Below are 16,652 nucleotides of genomic sequence, written 5' to 3'. Positions count from 1 at the left end.
TTCATCGGATATGAATCGATCGGGTATAGATCGATCAGGTACGGATCGGGTGCATCGCTGGGCTACGTATCCATCGGCCCATCGGCCTCGACCATGACTAGTCGGCGACGGTCATCATGCGGGTCTCGAACACTTCGGAATCCTGCGCGCGATCGCGGACCGTGACGAGCAGGACGACCGCACACAGGACCAGCAGGGCCGCGATCACGATGAAGGAGGCGGTGGCGCCCAGACCGGGAGTGGAGGAGACCGCGGCGCCGATGATGGACACGGCGGCCACACCGACCGAACCGCCGACGCCCAGCAGGGTGTTCTGCACGGCGTTCGCGTGCTGGATCGATTTCATGGGCAGGGCGTTGACTCCCCAGGTCTTGACCGGGGTGATGGTCAGCTGGAATGCGAGGCTGGTGAGCGCGTAGATGCAGGAGATCAGCACCAGCGGCATGGTGGTGTTCATCAGGATCAGACCGGCGGCGGAGGCGACGAAGAAGAGCACCGCGGCGATGACCAGCGGCCTGACGCCGACACGGTCGAAGAGACGGCCGGACATGTAGCCGGCGACGGCGCCCACGAGTGCCCCCGGCAGCACCACAAGGCCCGCGGTGGTGGCGCTGCAGCCCATTGCGGTCTGCAGGAAGGTGGGCAGAGTGACGAGCAGGGCGAAGTTGCAGCCCTGCAGTGCGGAGGTGGAGACGGCGGCCCAGCGGAACTCGCGCTTGGCCAGTACCTTCACGTCGAGGAACGGGGTCGTCATGCGCACCTGACGGACGCAGAAGCCGGCGATGAGGGCGATGCCGGCCGCCATGAGTGCAACCGCGAGGATCGGGTTGTCGCCCAGCGAGGACAGGCCGTAGAGCAGGGCGATGAGGCCGATGGAGGACAGAACGACGGACAGTGCGTCGAAGCTGGCCTTGCCGGTGATGTCGTGGTCGTACAGGGCGAAGCTGGAGACGAGCGCCAGGATCAGAGCCAGCGAGCCGACGAACACGAAGGGGGAGCGCCAGCCGAAGGCGTCGATGAGCACGCCGCCGAGGGTCGGCCCGATGGCCGGCGCCAGGCCGATCACGATGGAGGACAGGCCCATCGCGGTGCCGCGCTGCTCCTTGGTGAACAGCAGCATCATCATGGTGATGGAGAACGGCATGACCACGCCGGCACCGACCGCCTGGACCATGCGGCCGATGACGATGATCCAGAAGCTCGGGGCCAGGGCGCAGATGGCGCTGCCCGCCGCGAACAGGCCCATCGCGCCGAAGTAGAGGTGGCGTGTGGACAGGTGCTGCACCAGGAATGCGGACATCGGGACCATGATCGCGCTGACGAGCGCGTAGCCGGAAACAAGCCACTGTGCGCTGACCATGTCGATGCCCATCTGCTCCATCATCTGCGCAAGGGCGGGGGAGACCATCTGCTGGGAGACCATGGTGGTGAATCCCGCCGCGAGGATCAGCACCACGGCCATGATGCGGGTGACTGCGCTGATGCTATTGCCCGCCCCGCCGGTGTTCGTTGCGATTTTCGTGTTTTGTTCGTTCATGATCATTCCTCTTTTAATATCATGGTATTGATTAGGTCAAAAAATAAGACCGCTTGGCGGTCATGGATATGAGACGTGTGGCCTGTTTTCCGAAATGTTGCTATTGCCGAAACCGTTGCGATTTCCGTGGTTGCCGAGATTACAGTTCTGCGCCGTCCGATATCTTCCGCAGCAGTCGGCCAAGCTCGGCTCGCTCCTCCGCGTTCAGGCGGGAGAGCAGGTTTTTCGTGCCTTGCATCATGGCGAACCGTGCTCCGGAAAGGACATGTCGACCCGCCGTGGTGATGGCGACGATCTTCGCCCGGGCGTCGTTCGGGTCGACGTAGGTCTGCACGAGCCCGCGCTTCTCCAGTCGTCCGACCATGCCCAGCGTGACCGGCTGCGAGGTGTGGCGCATGCGTTCCAGCTGCTTGATCGAGATATGCCCTTCCGGGGATTCCTCGATCGCGGCGAGGGCGCCGGCCATGCCGACCGTGATGCCCAGAGGGCGTAGCAGGCTGTTCGTGTCGCGAGCGTGGGCGTCGACGATGTGGCGCATCAGTACGAGCGGTCCGTTCATCGCGGAGATGTCCGCCATCGCAGGGATGTCCGCTGCGGCGGCGTCCGTCGTGCCGATGTTCGCCTTGTCTTCGATGCTCACGTCGTTCATGCTGCCTCCTTACGGGCGATCAGTTTAATATCATGGTATTGAAATGCAAGTCCGGTGTGTCGATGTACCGCTCGCAACGGCCGAAATGGCCGAATACCGGGCAAAATCCATGATTTCTGGGGGATTGGCCCCATAATCGAAATCATCCATCGACCGATCCGCCTATAGTCATCGGTGGAATCGCCGATCACACCAAACAAAGGACATCATCATGAGCGACAAGCTGGAAGAGGTTGCCACCGCATACGCGCCCGCCGCGCTGGGCGCCTACAGCCAGGCCGTGAAGGCGAACGGATTCGTATTCGTCTCCGGTCAGCTGGGCATCGATCCGGAAACCGGCGAGCTGGCCGGTCCGACCGCCGGCGAACAGGCGGCTCAGGCCCTGAAGAACATCAAGAACATTCTGGACGCCGCCGGCAGCGGCATCGAGAACATCGCCCGCGCCACCATCTACCTGAAGAACGTGGACGACTTCAAGGAAGTGGACGGCGAATACGCCAAGGTGTTCATCGGATCGGTCAAGCCCGCCCGCGTGGCCTTCGGCGGCAACGACATCCCCAAGGGCGCGCTGGTGGAGATCGACGCCATCGCCGTGCTCAACGACGTCGACTAGGCGATGATCGGCTGCGATCGAATTGATCGGTCGTGATTGATCGTCGTGATCGATCACCGGTAACGCAATGATCCCCGCCCCGGAGATAATCCCGGGCGGGGATCAGTCGTATCAACGGGCGGATCGATCGGATCGATCGGATCGATCGGATCACCCGTCATCGGATCACTTGAAGTAGGCGTACCGCATGAACCAGCCGTAGTTGGTGGCATCGGGGTAGTACGGTCCGCCGGAATGATTGACCAGACGGTTGCGGCTCACGTCCTCACGCACCGGGAAGCCTGCTCTCACACCCCTCGGATACAGCGATGCCACATTGACATTGCCGACATTGCCGTAGGCATACGGGTCGTACGTGATCTCGATGACCCCCCTGGTGGACATGTGATTCGTCACCGCGCCACCGGTGGTGCTCACGGCGATCGGAAGGTAGCGGCGGCCATCCGTCGTGGTGGCGCAGTTGGCGGCCACGACGGCGCGCTGACCCTTGTTGTTTCGGTAGACGCCCTGCACCTTGGCGCAGGTGTTGATGTCGTGGGCCACGGCATACCAGCCGATGCCCTCGGCCTTCCAGCCGGCACGCACCAGCATGTTGTTCTCGGCCTTGTTGGTGGTGTAGTTGTGTGCGCCGGCCTTCTTGGCGCGACGGTTGTACTGGCGGTACAGCGGCACGTTGCCGCCGGACTTCCAGCCGACGCCCTCGTACTTCCAGCCCTTGGCGATCAGCATGTTGCGTTCGGCCACGTTCATCGTGTAGTGATGATCGCCGGCGTGACGGTTGTACAGACGATAGACGTTGCGTCCGGAGGTCGGGGCGATCCAGCCGACGCCCTCGTACTTCCAGCCCTTGGACGACAGCATCTGGCGTTCGCGGCTGTTCGCGGTGTAGAAATGCTCGCCGCTGTTTCGGTTGTACAGACGATACATGGTCTGCGTGCCGGTGGAGGCCGCACTCGCGGAATCAACCGTCAGTCCCAGCGCAAGCATGGAGAAGACGGCGACCACGAAGGCCAGCAGACGGCGTGAGCGATGCGATGTCATGATGAACCTCACTTACATCATTGTGTTTGCTCTCCCTCGCCATCCTAGGCGCGGGTAGCGGCAAATACGGGGGGTGCGAGGTTTGCTCTGGCGGCGGTTTGGTTTGACGGCGGCGGAAGCCCCCTCATCCGTCCGGCTGCGCCGGCCACCTTCCCCCCCAGGGGGAAGGCAGGGTCTCCCTGCGGCGCGTGTCCCGCACCATCACGGCGCCGGCCACCTTCGGAAGGCAGGGCTGATGAACCTGCCGGACGGTACGGCTCATCGTCCGGCTCCCTGGGGCCGGGGCACCTATTGGCTTCCCCTCCGAGGGGAAGCTGGCGACCGAAGGTCGACTGATGAGGTGGCTGTGATTTTCACCTGGGAGTGCTTTTCTCAAGAGATGGCTGTTTTCCCCTTAGGCTGAGTCCGTTAAGGAAACGCCAGAGGCGTTTCCAGGACTCAGGCTCGCCGACAGGCGGGCGGACAGAGCGCGGCCGAAAGGCCGACCGATGCCACCGAGAAGCTGGCGACCGAAGGTCGACTGATGAGGTGATCGGTGAATCGCAGACGGCGGGGCGCCGATGTCTCGCCTACAATGGCAGTCATGTTTCTCGTTCTGATGTGTGCGCTTACCGTCGTGGCCGCCGCGATCCTGGTCGGCTGCGTGCGGCTCGGCCGCAGACATCGTCACGATCCGCTGTTCGCCATCGCATTCGTCGTCGGGCTGATCGCCTCGGTGGCCACCGTCGCTTTTCTCGCCATCTTCCTCTCCTACGCCATCGGTGCCATCATCGGCTGAGGTGCCGGTCGATCATGCCGCCGCCGGCCGATGTCATCGTCGGCCGAGTTCGGTATCGGCTGATCCGCGGAATGCCGCTCCGCCGACCGTCCGGTACGATATCGCCTCTCCGGTACGATATGTAGTCGATTACTGCAACCGTGATGACACGACACGGTTCGAACGATTTGAATTGACGGATTGAACGGGTATGAGCAAGACGAAGAGCGACGGCAATGCCGAACATACGGAGGAAACAGGCCTTGAACGAAAGATGGAGTCACGGCATCTGACCATGATCTCCCTCGGCGGCGTGATCGGTACCGGACTCTTCCTCAGCTCCGGATACACGATCCAACAGGCCGGACCCCTCGGCGCGATCCTCGCCTACGCCATCGGATCGCTGCTCGTCTACTTCGTGATGCTCTGCCTCGGCGAACTGTCCGTGGCCATGCCGTACGCCGGCAGCTTCCACCTGTACGCGAACCGGTTCATCGGACCGGGCACGGCGTTCACCATCGCGATCCTGTACTGGCTCAACTGGGCCGTGGCGCTCGCCTCCGAATTCACCGCGGCGGGACTGCTCATGCAACGCTGGTTCCCGCACAGTCCCGCATGGGTATGGAGCGCGGTGTTCATCGTCGTGGTGTTTTCGCTCAACATTCTTTCCGTGCGACTGTACGGCGAATCGGAGTTCTGGTTCGCGTCGATCAAGGTGTTCGCCATCGTGGCGTTCATCATCATCGGTCTGCTGGCCATCTTCGGCGCGATTCCGATCGCCGGATACGATCATGCGCCGCTGTTCGGCAACTTCACGGCCGACGGTCTGCTGCCCAACGGCATCGCGCCGATCTTCTCCACATTGCTCACCGTGGTGTTCGCGTTCTCCGGCACCGAAGTGGTGGGCGTGGCCGCCGGCGAGACCCGCGACCCCGGCACGGCGATTCCGAAGGCCGTGCACACCACCGTGCTGAGGCTCACCATCTTCTTCATCGGCTCGATCGCGGTGATGGCCGCGCTGATCCCCTGGCACAAGTCCGGCGTGGAGACCAGTCCGTTCGTGCTGGTGTTCCAGTCGATCGGCATGCCGTTCGCCGGCGATGTGATGAACTTCGTGGTGCTCACCGCCGTGCTGTCCGCCGCGAACTCCGGACTGTATGTCTGCTCTCGCATGGTGTGGTCGCTGGCCAAGGAGCGGATGCTGCCGATGCGGCTGGCCAAAACCAATTTCCGCGGCGTGCCGGTGTTCGCCGTGATGGTGAGCATGGCCGGCAGCCTGCTCGCGCTGCTCTCCTCGGTGATCGCGGCCAGCACCGTGTATCTGGCGCTGGTGGCGGTGTCGGGCCTGGCGACGATCGTGGTATGGGCGTCGGTGGCCGTGTGCCAGATCCGCTTCCGGCGGCAATGGCTGGCCGAGGGACATACCGCGGACGAACTGGGGTACCGGGCGCCCGGATATCCGTTCGTGCCGTGGGCGGCGATCGTGATGTGCTTGCTTGCGCTGGTGCTGGTGGTGCTCGACGAATCGCAGCGCAGCACGCTGTACTACATGATCCCCTTCGTGGCGCTGTGCTACGGGTTCCACTACGCGCGCGAGGCGTGGCGTCGACGGCATGGGCGCCGGACGTCGGCGGGCATCTGAACACGTGAGGTCGGTACGCTCGGTAGACTTGGAGGAATGAGTCCTGAAGCGCTTAGTGTTCTGATTTCCGAAATTGCCCACGAGCTGGTCGAATCCGAAATGGCCGGCTCCCTGACCCACGATCTGATCCCCCCGGTCGAGAAGATCGCCGTGATGCGTCCGAAGGATCGCGCGCACGGCGACTGGGCCACCAACATCGCCATGCAGCTGGCCAAGAAGGCCGGTATGAAACCGCGCGATCTGGCCGAACTGTTCGCCCGGGAACTGCCGAAGTCCGACGGTGTGAAATCCGTTGAGGTGGCCGGCCCCGGATTCATCAACATCACCCTTGACTCCGCATCCTCGGCCGCCGTGGTCGACGCCGTGCTCGCCGCCGGCGAATCATTCGGCCGCAATGACCACCTTGCCGGCAAGACCCTGAATCTGGAGTTCGTTTCCGCCAACCCCACCGGTCCGATCCACATCGGCGGCACCCGCTGGGCCGCGGTGGGCGATTCCATGGCCCGCGTGCTCGAAGCCAACGGCGCCAACGTGGTGCGCGAATACTACTTCAACGATCACGGCGAGCAGATCAACCGTTTCGCCAAGTCGCTCGTGGCCGCATGGGCCGGCGAGGAGACCCCGGCCGACGGCTACAAGGGCGCGTACATCGGGGAGATCACCGAACGCGTGGTGAAGGAGGCCGAAGCCGACGGCATCGACCTGAACACCCTGCCGCGCGTGGACGGCGGCGTGGACAAGGACGGCAACCCGCTGGGCGAGGGTGATTCCGAGCTTCGCGAGGAGTTCCGCAAGCGCGCCGTGCCGATGATGTTCGACGAGATCCGCAAGTCCATGAAGGAGTTCCGCGTGAACTTCGACGTGTGGTTCCATGAGAACAGCCTGTATCAGGACGGCGAGGTGACCCGCGCCATCGAGGAGCTGCGTGAACGCGGCGACATCTTCGACAAGGACGGCGCCACTTGGTTCGCCTCCACCAAGCACGGCGACGACAAGGACCGCGTGATCATCAAGTCCAACGGCGAATACGCCTACTTCGCCGCCGACATCGCATACTACTGGAACAAGCGCCACCGCACCGTGAATCCGGCCGACATCGCGATCTACATGCTCGGCGCCGACCATCACGGCTACATCGGCCGCATGATGGCCATGTGCGCGGCCTTCGGCGACAAGCCGGGCGAGAACATGCAGATCCTCATCGGCCAGCTGGTCAACGTGATGAAGGACGGCAAGCCCGTGCGCATGAGCAAGCGTGCCGGCAACGTCGTGACGCTCGACGACCTCGTCGAGGCCGTGGGCGTGGATGCCGCCCGCTACTCGCTGGCCCGCACCGACTACAACCAGAGCGTCGACATCGACCTCAACCTGCTTGCCAGCCACACCAACGAGAACCCCGTGTACTACGTGCAGTACGCGCACGCCCGCTCCTGCAACGTGGACCGCAACGCCGCCGCAGCCGGCATCACCACCGAAGGCGCCGATCTCGCTCTGCTCGACACCGAGGCCGACGGTGATCTGCTCGCCGCGCTCGCCCAGTACCCGAGCATGCTTTCGCAGGCCGGCGACGGTCGCGAGCCGCACCGCGTGGCCCATTATCTGGAGGATCTCGCCGGACGCTACCACAAGTGGTACGCCGCCGAGCGCGTGGTGCCGATGGCGCTCACCGACGCCGAGCAGGCCCTGCCTGAAGACGAGCGCAAAGCGCTGGAAATCTCCAAGAACCCCGAGCCGGCCCGTGCGGCCGCGCGTCTGAAGCTCAACGACGCCGCCCGTCAGGTGATCGCCAACGGTCTGTCGCTGCTTGCCGTCACCGCTCCGGAGAAGATGTGATCATGGCCGTTTCCCCGATCTGGCCCAAAGCCACCGACATCGACGAGAACGGTGCGATCGTCTTCCACGGTCGCACCGCCGAAAGCCTGCTGGAGGAGTTCGGCTCCCCGCTGTACCTGATCGACACCGACGAGGTGAACGATCGTGCCCACCATTTCGTGCGCGCTGCCGCCGAGGCGTTCAGCAACGCCACCACCCATGTGAGCTTCGCCGGCAAGGCGTTCCTCTCCAAGCGCGTAGTACGCGAGGTGATCGACGCCGGCATGCTGATCGACACCTGCACGATGGGGGAGATGCGCATCGCCCTCGCCGCCGGGGCTCCGGGCCGTCGCCTGGTGCTGCACGGCAACAACAAGTCCGACGAGGAGATCGCGCTCGCCATCGAACAGGGGTTCGCGAAGATCGTGGTGGACGAGCCGGGCGAACCGGAACGCATCGCGAGGATCGCCCGGCGGCTCGGCAAGCGCGCTCGGGTGATGTTGCGCGTGACCTCCGGAATTCACGCCGGCGGCCACGAATACATCTCCACCGCGCACGAGGATCAGAAGTTCGGCGTGCCGCTGCTGCCGGCCGATGCCGACGCCTCGGTGCTTGACGTGCTGGATCGTCTGGGTGAGTTGGGCGGTCCGGGTGATTCGTGTGATTCGGGGGCTGATCATGCCGTCGATCCGGTTGCCATCGATCCGGTTGCCGTCGATCCGGTTGACGGCAACCGGTCGGAAGCGGGCGCGCAGTCCGCGACTCCGGTCGTCGGCGAGAACTCCCCGTACGCCCTGCACGATGACGCCTCCTCGGCCGACAAGGCCCTGATCCCGGCCCTGAACGCCGTGGCCGACGGACCCGCCATCGCCGTGCTCAAGGACATCCTCTCCCGTTCCGCCGAACTGGAACTGGTGGGCGTGCACTCCCACATCGGCTCCAACATCCATGATGCGAACGCCTTCATCCAGGCGGCCAAACGCATGATGCTGCTGCGCCGCACCTTCTACGCCACCGACGCCTACACGCTGCCCGAGGTGGATCTCGGCGGCGGCTACTCCGTCGCCTACACCGACGGCGAGGACTCGATGGACATCGACGTGGAACTGCGCCGCCTCGCCGACGCGGTCACTGCCATCAACCGTGCGCTTGGCATGCCGACGCCGGCCATCAGCTTCGAGCCGGGCCGGTACATCGTCGCTCCCGCGGGCGTGACGCTGTACCGCGTCGGCACGATCAAGCCGGTGCATCTCAACGATGCCAAGGATTCCGCGGGCAATCCGATCCACGAGCGCGTGTACGTCTCCGTGGACGGCGGCATGAGCGACAACATTCGACCGGCCCTCTACGGCGCGGACTACACGGCCCGTCTGGCGAACCGCCGTGGCTCCGACGAGACGATGCTCGCCCGCGTGGTGGGCATGCACTGCGAATCCGGCGACATCGTGGTGCATGAGGTGCGTCTGCCGAAGGATCTCCGCCGTGGCGACGTGCTGGCCGTGCCGGTCACCGGCGCGTACGGCCGCACGATGGCGAGCAACTACAATCAGGCGCTGATCCCGGCCGTGGTGGCGCTGAGCGAGTCGGGCGCGAGCGTGATGCTGCGCCGCCAGACCATCGACGACCTGCTCGACCTCGATCAGGACTAGACGGCACGGGTCGGACGGGTTCGGGTTTCCGGACACCTCATCCGTCCGACTTCGTCGGCCACCTTCCCCTCCGAGGGGAAGCTGGCAGCCGTGGGCTGGCTGATGAGGTGGCGTACGGAGCTTGGCCAGCGTTCCGAAACCCCGCCGGCGTTTTCTTCACGGGCTCAGCCTCAGGGGAAGGCTTGTTGGGCTTCCCCTTTGAGGGGAAGCTGGCAGCCGTAGGCTGACTGATGAGGTGGCGGACGAAGCCCGGCCAGTGCCGCGAAGCCCCGGCAAGAGCCCCGAAACCCCGCCTGCGAAACCCTCCCTGTCGCTTTGAGCCCGTAAGATTGCAGAGGTTTGTAATTTCATATGAATCGTACCGTCTTCGGGAACTCCGGGAAGGACCATACATGGTAGAGAACACGACCCCCATTCGCGTGGCATTGCTGGGAGCCGGTACGGTGGGTTCCGCCACCGCCCGTCTGATCGTCGAACAGCAGGAGGAGCTCGCCCAGCGCATCGGACGTCCGCTTGAACTGGTCGGCGTGGCCTGCCTCAACCCCGACGAGGTCAACGTGCCGTGGATCGACAGGAGCCTGCTCACCACCGACACGGCCGAGCTGTGCACCAAGGCCGACATCGTGATCGAGCTGATCGGCGGCACCACCGCGGCCTACACCTTCGTGATGAAGGCCATCGAATCCGGTGCGTCCGTCGTCACCGCCAACAAGGCGCTGATCGCCAAGTACGGTCCGGAGATCTACGCGGCCGCCGAAGCCAAGCATGTGGACTTCTACTTCGAGGCCGCCGTGGCCGGTGCGATCCCGATCGTCCGTCCGCTGCGCGAATCCATGGTCGGCGACCGGATCACCAGCATCATGGGCATCGTCAACGGCACCACCAACTACATTCTCGACGAGATGACCACCAAGGGTCTCGACTTCGACGTGGCGCTCAAGGACGCCCAGGCCAAGGGCTATGCCGAGGCCGATCCGACCGGCGACATCGAGGGCGAGGACGCCGCCAACAAGGCCGCCATCATGTCGTCCCTCGCCTTCCACACCGACGTGCGCATCGACGACGTGGCCGTCGAGGGCATCACCCAGATCACCGCCGACGACATCGCCGCCGCCACCGCCGAGAACAAGGTGATCAAGCTGCTCGCCGTGTGCGAGAACACCGAGGCCGGCATCTCCACCCGCGTGTACCCGGCGCTCATTCCGAACGATCACCCGCTCGCCAGCGTGCATGGCAGCTTCAACGCCGTGTTCGTCAAGGCCGAGGCCGCCGACGATCTGATGTTCTACGGCCGTGGCGCCGGCGGCGACCCCACCGCCTCCGCCGTGGTGGGCGATGTGGTGACCGAAGCCCGCCACATCACCCACGGCTGCGTGGGCCCGACCATCCCGATGTACGCGAATCTGCCGAAGGCCCCGCTGGGAACCGGCCGGTCCGCCTTCGCCGTGCGTTTCGTGATTCACGATAAGCCGGGCGTGCTCGCGGCCATCGCCCAGGAGTTCGCCAAGCGTGGGCTTTCGATCAACGGCGTGAACCAGGATCTCAAGCCCACACTGCACGAGCCCGGCTACAGCGGCGAGCTGCAGCAGCTGCGTCTGGTCACCCACCTGTGCGAGGAGACCACGCTGCGCGAGGCCGTCGAGGCCGTCAAGCAGCTGGACTTCACCACCGACGAGGTCACCATTCTGCGGGTGCTTGACTGATCGCGGTCGGACTGATCGCGATTGGCATGTGCTGACCATAGACGGCATGCACCGCACAGACGGTATGTGAAAAAGAGGAGAGTCATAGACGTATGAAGTTCGCCACCGATGTCGTGAAGGTTTCCGTTCCGGCCACCAGCGCCAATCTGGGTTCCGGATTCGATACCGCGGGTCTGGCGCTGGACGTGCGCGACGAATTGCGATTCGAACTGCTGCCGAGCAGCGACGTCGAGATCGAGATTCACGGTGAGGGCGAGACCACGCTGCCGCGGGACGAACGCCATCTGGTGATCCGATCCCTGCGGCGTGCGCTGGACGAGTTCGGCCTGCCGCAGGCCGGCGTGAAGCTCACCGCGTTCAACCGCATTCCGCAGGAGCGAGGCATGGGATCGTCGGCAGAAGCCATCGTGGCCGGCGTTTCGGCCGCCGCGGCCTTCGCTGGTTTGGGCGACGAGGCGCGGGACTTCATCTTCGATCTTTCCGCACATATCGAGGGGCATCCCGACAATGTGGCGCCGGCCGTATACGGTGGCATGACCGTCTCCTGGGATTTCGAGCCGAACCGTGAGGTGCCGGTTTCCGACGCGCCGACCTCCAAGGCCAGCGGCGTGCTGTCCCCGAAGGGCGACGAGGCGTCGTTCCCCGGCTCCCCGAAACCGTTCAAGGGCGGATACCATACGGTGAACTATCCGGTGGGCGAGCGGATCAACGCCTGGGTGTTCGTGCCCGACTTCAAGCTCTCCACCGAGGAGGCTCGGCACGCCCTGCCGACCGACGTGCCGCGTACGGACGCCATCTTCAACGTCTCCCGCGTGGCACTGCTGCCCGCGGCTCTCGGTGCGAGCCATGGGCGTGACGTGAACGCCATGCTGTTTTCGGCCACCGCCGACACGCTCCACCAGCGTTACCGCAGTTCGCTGATGCCGCAGTCCTGGGAGCTGATGACCTTCCTGCGCGCCAACGGATACGCATCCGCCATCTCCGGCGCCGGCCCGTGCGTGCTGGTGCTGCATGACGGCGATGATTCCGCCGCGTTGCAGAACCTGCTGTTCGAACACTGGCTGTCCGAAGGCCATTGGCGTATGCTGCACCCGGCGATCGACCGGCAGGGCGTGACGTACACGGCCGCGGAGTGAGCTGACCGTCGATGGTTTGGCCGGTGATTCGTCGGTGATCTTGCCGTCGTCGGTCGCATACGGCGGTAGGCCGCTTGCGGTGATCGGTCGCCTGCTTGGCGGTTCGATCGGTTGGCCGCGCTGATGGGCCGTCCATCTGCTATGGTGGTTAGCTCGCATACCTTAAATACGTAAACTTGAGGAAAGTCGTCCAATGTCCATTCCACTGATTCTCGCGTCGAAATCCAAGGCGCGCCGCGATGTGCTGTTCCATGCGGGAATCCGCGCCACCATTCGCGTTTCGCACGTCGATGAGCCCGCGGTGGTGGCCAGTACCGCAGCGCAGCGGGGGATCGCCGTGGACGACATGACCACCGAGGATCGCGTGCCGCTGCTGGCCCGCGCCAAGGCGGCCGCCGTGTACCGCGAGTATATGGAGATCTCGGCCGCGGCTGCTCAGGCCACCGGCGAGATGCACGTCTCGTATCCGCTCACCGACGGTTTCGGCACGGTTGCCGAAGTCAAATCGGTGCATCAGGCCATCGAGGAGCATGAGGGGCTCACCGACGCGAAGGTCGGCCCGCTGATCATCGGCTGCGATTCCATGTTCGAGCTTGACGGCGTGCCCTACGGCAAGCCGCATACCGAGGCGCATGCGCGCGAACGTCTGCGGCTGATGCGCGGGCGCACCGGCACGCTGTGGACCGGCCATTGCGTGATCGACGCGGCCACCGGACGCATGGTGAGCCGGGCCAGTCATGCCGAGGTGACGTTCTGCGATTTCTCCGACGAGATGATCGACCGCTATATCGCCACCGGGGAGCCGTTGGAGGTGGCGGGATCGTTCACGCTGGACGGGTTCGGCGGCGCGTTCATCGACCGCATCGAAGGCGATCCGAGCGGGATCATCGGGCTCAGTCTGCCGCTGGCCCGTCAGCTGGTGGAGGAGCTGGGCATCACCTGGACCGATCTGTGGAATATCGATCGTGAGGAGCAGCAGGAGCACGGCGTTCCTGTTTCCGTGCTCAAATCGATAGGGGCCATGCCGCCCAAGGAGAACGTTCATCAGCCTGGTGACGGGTTCATCGACTGTGCCTGCGGTCAGAAGCATTGGGGGCTCAACGGTGCTTCCGGCGTGCTGCTGGCCCGGCGTGACCCGGAGACCGGCGAGGTGACGCATGTGCTGATGCAGCATCGTGCGCTGTGGAGCGCTGAGGGCGGTAAGTGGGGCATTCCGGGCGGAGCCACGGCCGATGGCGAGAGCCCTCTGGAAGGCGCGTTGCGCGAAAGCTTCGAGGAGGCGAACATCCGCCCGCGCGACATCGACGTGGTCGGCTCGTATATGGAGGATCACGGTCCGTGGGGCTACACCACGGTGTTCGCGTTCGAGAAGCCGGGCCATGTCGTGCAGCCGCATGCCAACGACGACGAAAGCCTGGAGGTGACGTGGGTGCCGATCGACGAGGTGGGCGGTCTGCCGCTGCTCACAGCCATGAAGACCGACTGGCCCCGTTTCGAAGAGCGTCTGCGCAAAATCGCCCGTCAGACGTTCTGAAGGACTTTACCCCTTCGTGGGTGGCGGATAGGTCAGGCTCTGGATGCTACCGGCAGCTGGTCACGCTAGCTGGCCAATTTTTCGGAAACTGGTCAGGTAAGGTGACTAGTTGGGTATGGTGACGGCGGGTTGTTCCGTGGTCGGTATGCCACCGTTTATCATCAAGAGAGACGTTGAACGTTCAACGGGCGTCTAAATAGCTGAGAACTTTGTGCTGGTAAGGAGAACGTATGGCGAGCCCTCTTCGTGTGAGACTGCTTGGCGAGCAGATCGTGGATGATCTGCGTGCGCAGGTCATCCACGGCGAGATTCTGAAGGGGGAACGTCTAGTGGAGACCGAGGTGGCCCAACGGTATGACGTCAGCCGTGGTCCGGTGCGGGATGCTTTATCTTTATTGGCCAACGAAGGTCTGGTGGAAAAGGGGAGGCAGGGGTATGTCGTTCGCGGGCTGAGCGAAAAGGACGTCCGTGACATCTACGAAGTCCGCACCGCTTTCGAAGAGATATCAGCGTCGCACATTGCCGAAGATCCGGGTTCCGCCGAATGGAGGGGGATGGAGCTGGCCGTCGCCGACATGAAAAACGCATTGGAGTCCGGTGACACCAATCGATATGCGCAGGCCGATCTGGCATTTCATGACGAACTGATCAAAAGCTCTCGTAATCTTCGCATGATCGGTTTCTGGGCCACGCTGATGCCTACATTCTCGGTGATGCTGCAGGTCACCAATGCGCAGGACGTCGATCTGACCCCATCGTTCGATGATCATGTTGCGATTCTCGACTCATTGAAAGCGGGTAAGTCGGTGGATGTCGAAACATTGATCAATCGACATCTGGATGGGTCCCTCAACCGTATGGTTCGGGCCATCGCGCAGATCGGCTGAGCGGTGAGACCTATATACCCTGTTGCAAGGTCTGCAGGGCTCGTCGTATTAGTTTTACCTTATCGTCGATCGACCGATCCAGTGGGCGTATCGACATTTTTACGCCGTCGTACAGTGCGGGTTCTGCGATTTTGCGGGTCTCTGTCATTCGTTGCTCGGTGAGTTCCGAAGCTGATTCACCTTCGGAGGCGTCTGTCATGAAATGTAGCGGTGCATGAGAATCTGTCCAGGCGGGGCCGAAGTCGCTTGCTTTTGCGCATGTTCCCGAATACATTATGCCGGCGAGCGTGTCGGTTTCGACCGTTTGGCGTATATGTTCCGTTACGCCGTCCGGATCGCGCAGCTCTATGGCACTGCGCCCCCAGTTAATGGTGACACCCAACGGCGTTGAAGAATCGCTTCTCAGCCTACGAACGATATCGATTTCATCGGTGAGTCCGAGGAAGCCTTTCGCTGGAACGGTGTTGCCGACTCTGGAGTCGCAATGCTCCACGGCAATGGTCGCACCAGCCCAGTTCCAGGAGACCAACTCGGCCAATGATTGCTCAAATGCCTGGGCAGCGGCTGACTGATCTGACTGTGAAGGGGCGCTTTGTATTTCGACGGCATCGATGTGAATCCTTCCGACATCATTGATGGTCCGAACGATATCGGCTGCCGCTCGCATCATGTTCATAGCGGCGCCTCGTCCGTTTCCATCGGCTGAGGCGAGCCCGAACAGAGGATCGCGAGCGATCGCTTCCATGGTGGCCGTCACCATGGTGAAAACATGTCGTGATCCGTCCGGCAGCAGCGGCCATAGCCAATCCATGTCCTTGTAGCCGGCGGAGAGTGCAGGAATCTCAAGTCCGGTACACAGCCCTGTAGCCAGTGTTTCGCGGATCAGGACATTTCGATGTTCGGCATTGCCGTCTTCGAGTGCATAGGTTCCTACCACGCGAGTTTGCGGAGCTGGTAAGTCGATAACGTCGTTCATGGTTGTTCCTTTCGGAGTTGTTGCAATGGCTGATGATTCCGGCTTCCATCGTCATCGGTTTGCGGAGCCGGTAACTCTATGATACATTGTTAACTGTTAACAGTTAACAGAACCCGGATTCAATTTGTAAGTGCAACACTCGTCTCTGGGTGGCTTGTCTTTGACATTACCTTGCCGAGCTCGCGGTACCAAACCTCGTTGGGCGTTTCCCAGCCCAGGACCTTCAACGGGGTGTCGTTGATCTCGTCGACGATGGCCTGCAGGTCCGCATCCGACAGGTCGTCGAAGCTGGTCCCCTTGGGCAGGTAGCGCCGGATCCTGCCGTTGCGGTTCTCGTTCGTGCCCCGCTGCCACGAGGAGTACGGGTCCGCATAGTAGGTGAGCATGCCCAGCGCCTCGTCCACGAGCAGGTGGCAGGAGGACTCCGTGCCGTTGTCCCACGTGCGGTCGATGCGCGCGGGCGCGGGGATCCGGCTGTAGATGTCGTATTCGGCGCGCGCGGTCGCCAGCGCGCTCTTGTCGGGGATGAACCGGGCGAACAGCTTGCGGCTCTTGCGTTCGGCCTGCGTGTCGATGCACCGTTTCGACGGGGACGCGCCGACGACGGTGTCGGACTCGAAGTGACCGAACCCGCGGCGCGAGTCCACGCTCTTGGGCCGGTCGGCGATCGGCACGCGCATCGGGATGCGCGCCCCCTTCGCCCTCCTGCCCTTCGA

Annotated in this window: 13 protein-coding genes and 2 pseudogenes; 10 read left to right on the top strand and 5 right to left on the bottom strand. The window is 63.4% G+C overall.

Annotation, left to right across the window (positions count from 1 at the left end; genetic code table 11):
* Nucleotides 1-97: 97 nt before the first annotated feature.
* Entirely contained in the window at nt 98-1,537 is a 1,440-nt protein-coding gene (locus Uis1B_RS03480; RefSeq protein WP_165782709.1) for a DHA2 family efflux MFS transporter permease subunit, read from the bottom strand.
* A 139-nt stretch (nt 1,538-1,676) separates the two neighbouring features.
* Entirely contained in the window at nt 1,677-2,186 is a 510-nt protein-coding gene (locus Uis1B_RS03475; RefSeq protein WP_101615628.1) for a MarR family winged helix-turn-helix transcriptional regulator, read from the bottom strand.
* A gap of 211 nt (nt 2,187-2,397) precedes the next feature.
* On the opposite strand from Uis1B_RS03475, the gene Uis1B_RS03470 reads away from it, so the two are divergent.
* Nucleotides 2,398-2,799, top strand: a complete 402-nt coding sequence (locus tag Uis1B_RS03470; RefSeq protein WP_101615626.1) for a Rid family detoxifying hydrolase — start codon at nt 2,398-2,400, stop codon at nt 2,797-2,799.
* 165 nt (nt 2,800-2,964) lie between these two features.
* Here Uis1B_RS03470 and Uis1B_RS03465 read toward each other — a convergent pair whose 3' ends face one another.
* Nucleotides 2,965-3,840, bottom strand: a complete 876-nt coding sequence (locus Uis1B_RS03465; RefSeq protein WP_133124822.1) for a hypothetical protein — start codon at nt 3,838-3,840, stop codon at nt 2,965-2,967.
* 583 nt (nt 3,841-4,423) lie between these two features.
* On the opposite strand from Uis1B_RS03465, the gene Uis1B_RS03460 reads away from it, so the two are divergent.
* From Uis1B_RS03460 to Uis1B_RS03425, 9 genes and pseudogenes are all read left to right on the top strand, one after another.
* Entirely contained in the window at nt 4,424-4,618 is a 195-nt protein-coding gene (locus Uis1B_RS03460; RefSeq protein ID WP_101615622.1) for a hypothetical protein, read from the top strand.
* Nucleotides 4,619-4,808: 190 nt separating this feature from the next.
* On the top strand, nt 4,809-6,239 hold the full coding sequence (locus tag Uis1B_RS03455) for an amino acid permease (protein WP_101615620.1): 1,431 nt from the start codon (nt 4,809-4,811) through the stop codon (nt 6,237-6,239).
* 36 nt (nt 6,240-6,275) lie between these two features.
* Complete coding sequence (gene argS, locus Uis1B_RS03450) at nt 6,276-8,072, top strand: arginine--tRNA ligase (protein WP_101615617.1); 1,797 nt, start codon at nt 6,276-6,278, stop codon at nt 8,070-8,072.
* 2 nt (nt 8,073-8,074) lie between these two features.
* A pseudogene (locus Uis1B_RS12520) lies at nt 8,075-8,684 on the top strand (diaminopimelate decarboxylase family protein); the annotation flags it as partial.
* A gap of 176 nt (nt 8,685-8,860) precedes the next feature.
* Nucleotides 8,861-9,700: pseudogene (locus Uis1B_RS12515) on the top strand (diaminopimelate decarboxylase family protein); the annotation flags it as partial.
* Nucleotides 9,701-10,092: 392 nt separating this feature from the next.
* A complete protein-coding gene (locus tag Uis1B_RS03440; protein WP_101615613.1) occupies nt 10,093-11,403 on the top strand; it encodes a homoserine dehydrogenase in 1,311 nt (436 codons plus the stop codon).
* A 92-nt stretch (nt 11,404-11,495) separates the two neighbouring features.
* Nucleotides 11,496-12,539 (top strand): homoserine kinase, encoded by a 1,044-nt coding sequence (thrB, locus tag Uis1B_RS03435; RefSeq protein ID WP_101615610.1) that lies wholly within the window; start codon nt 11,496-11,498, stop codon nt 12,537-12,539.
* Nucleotides 12,540-12,732: 193 nt separating this feature from the next.
* The gene (locus tag Uis1B_RS03430; protein ID WP_101615608.1) at nt 12,733-14,073 is read left to right on the top strand and encodes a Maf family nucleotide pyrophosphatase; all 1,341 of its coding nucleotides are present in this window, start codon (nt 12,733-12,735) and stop codon (nt 14,071-14,073) included.
* A 230-nt stretch (nt 14,074-14,303) separates the two neighbouring features.
* Nucleotides 14,304-14,960: a GntR family transcriptional regulator gene (locus tag Uis1B_RS03425; protein ID WP_101615606.1), complete on the top strand. Its 657-nt coding sequence runs from the start codon at nt 14,304-14,306 to the stop codon at nt 14,958-14,960.
* Between the two features lie 10 nt (nt 14,961-14,970).
* On the opposite strand, the gene Uis1B_RS03420 is transcribed toward Uis1B_RS03425, so the two are convergent.
* Nucleotides 14,971-15,936, bottom strand: coding sequence for a DUF4862 family protein (locus tag Uis1B_RS03420; RefSeq protein WP_101615604.1), 966 nt, complete (start codon nt 15,934-15,936; stop codon nt 14,971-14,973).
* Between the two features lie 119 nt (nt 15,937-16,055).
* On the bottom strand, nt 16,056-16,652 hold a 597-nt coding region (locus Uis1B_RS03415; RefSeq protein ID WP_133124820.1), incomplete at its 5' end, for an IS30 family transposase.

It is taken from the genome of Bifidobacterium margollesii, assembly GCF_002860355.1.
Classification (GTDB): domain Bacteria; phylum Actinomycetota; class Actinomycetes; order Actinomycetales; family Bifidobacteriaceae; genus Galliscardovia; species Galliscardovia margollesii.
Note: the sequence above shows the minus strand (reverse complement) of the source record. Positions and strands in the feature narration are given on the sequence as shown.

Coding starts and splice junctions, on each gene's coding strand:
- Uis1B_RS03480 (WP_165782709.1), bottom strand. CDS start 1,537: ATGAACGAACAAAACACGAAAATCGCAACGAACACCGGCGGGGCGGGC.
- Uis1B_RS03475 (WP_101615628.1), bottom strand. CDS start 2,186: ATGAACGACGTGAGCATCGAAGACAAGGCGAACATCGGCACGACGGAC.
- Uis1B_RS03470 (WP_101615626.1), top strand. CDS start 2,398: ATGAGCGACAAGCTGGAAGAGGTTGCCACCGCATACGCGCCCGCCGCG.
- Uis1B_RS03465 (WP_133124822.1), bottom strand. CDS start 3,840: ATGACATCGCATCGCTCACGCCGTCTGCTGGCCTTCGTGGTCGCCGTC.
- Uis1B_RS03460 (WP_101615622.1), top strand. CDS start 4,424: ATGTTTCTCGTTCTGATGTGTGCGCTTACCGTCGTGGCCGCCGCGATC.
- Uis1B_RS03455 (WP_101615620.1), top strand. CDS start 4,809: ATGAGCAAGACGAAGAGCGACGGCAATGCCGAACATACGGAGGAAACA.
- argS (WP_101615617.1), top strand. CDS start 6,276: ATGAGTCCTGAAGCGCTTAGTGTTCTGATTTCCGAAATTGCCCACGAG.
- Uis1B_RS03440 (WP_101615613.1), top strand. CDS start 10,093: ATGGTAGAGAACACGACCCCCATTCGCGTGGCATTGCTGGGAGCCGGT.
- thrB (WP_101615610.1), top strand. CDS start 11,496: ATGAAGTTCGCCACCGATGTCGTGAAGGTTTCCGTTCCGGCCACCAGC.
- Uis1B_RS03430 (WP_101615608.1), top strand. CDS start 12,733: ATGTCCATTCCACTGATTCTCGCGTCGAAATCCAAGGCGCGCCGCGAT.
- Uis1B_RS03425 (WP_101615606.1), top strand. CDS start 14,304: ATGGCGAGCCCTCTTCGTGTGAGACTGCTTGGCGAGCAGATCGTGGAT.
- Uis1B_RS03420 (WP_101615604.1), bottom strand. CDS start 15,936: ATGAACGACGTTATCGACTTACCAGCTCCGCAAACTCGCGTGGTAGGA.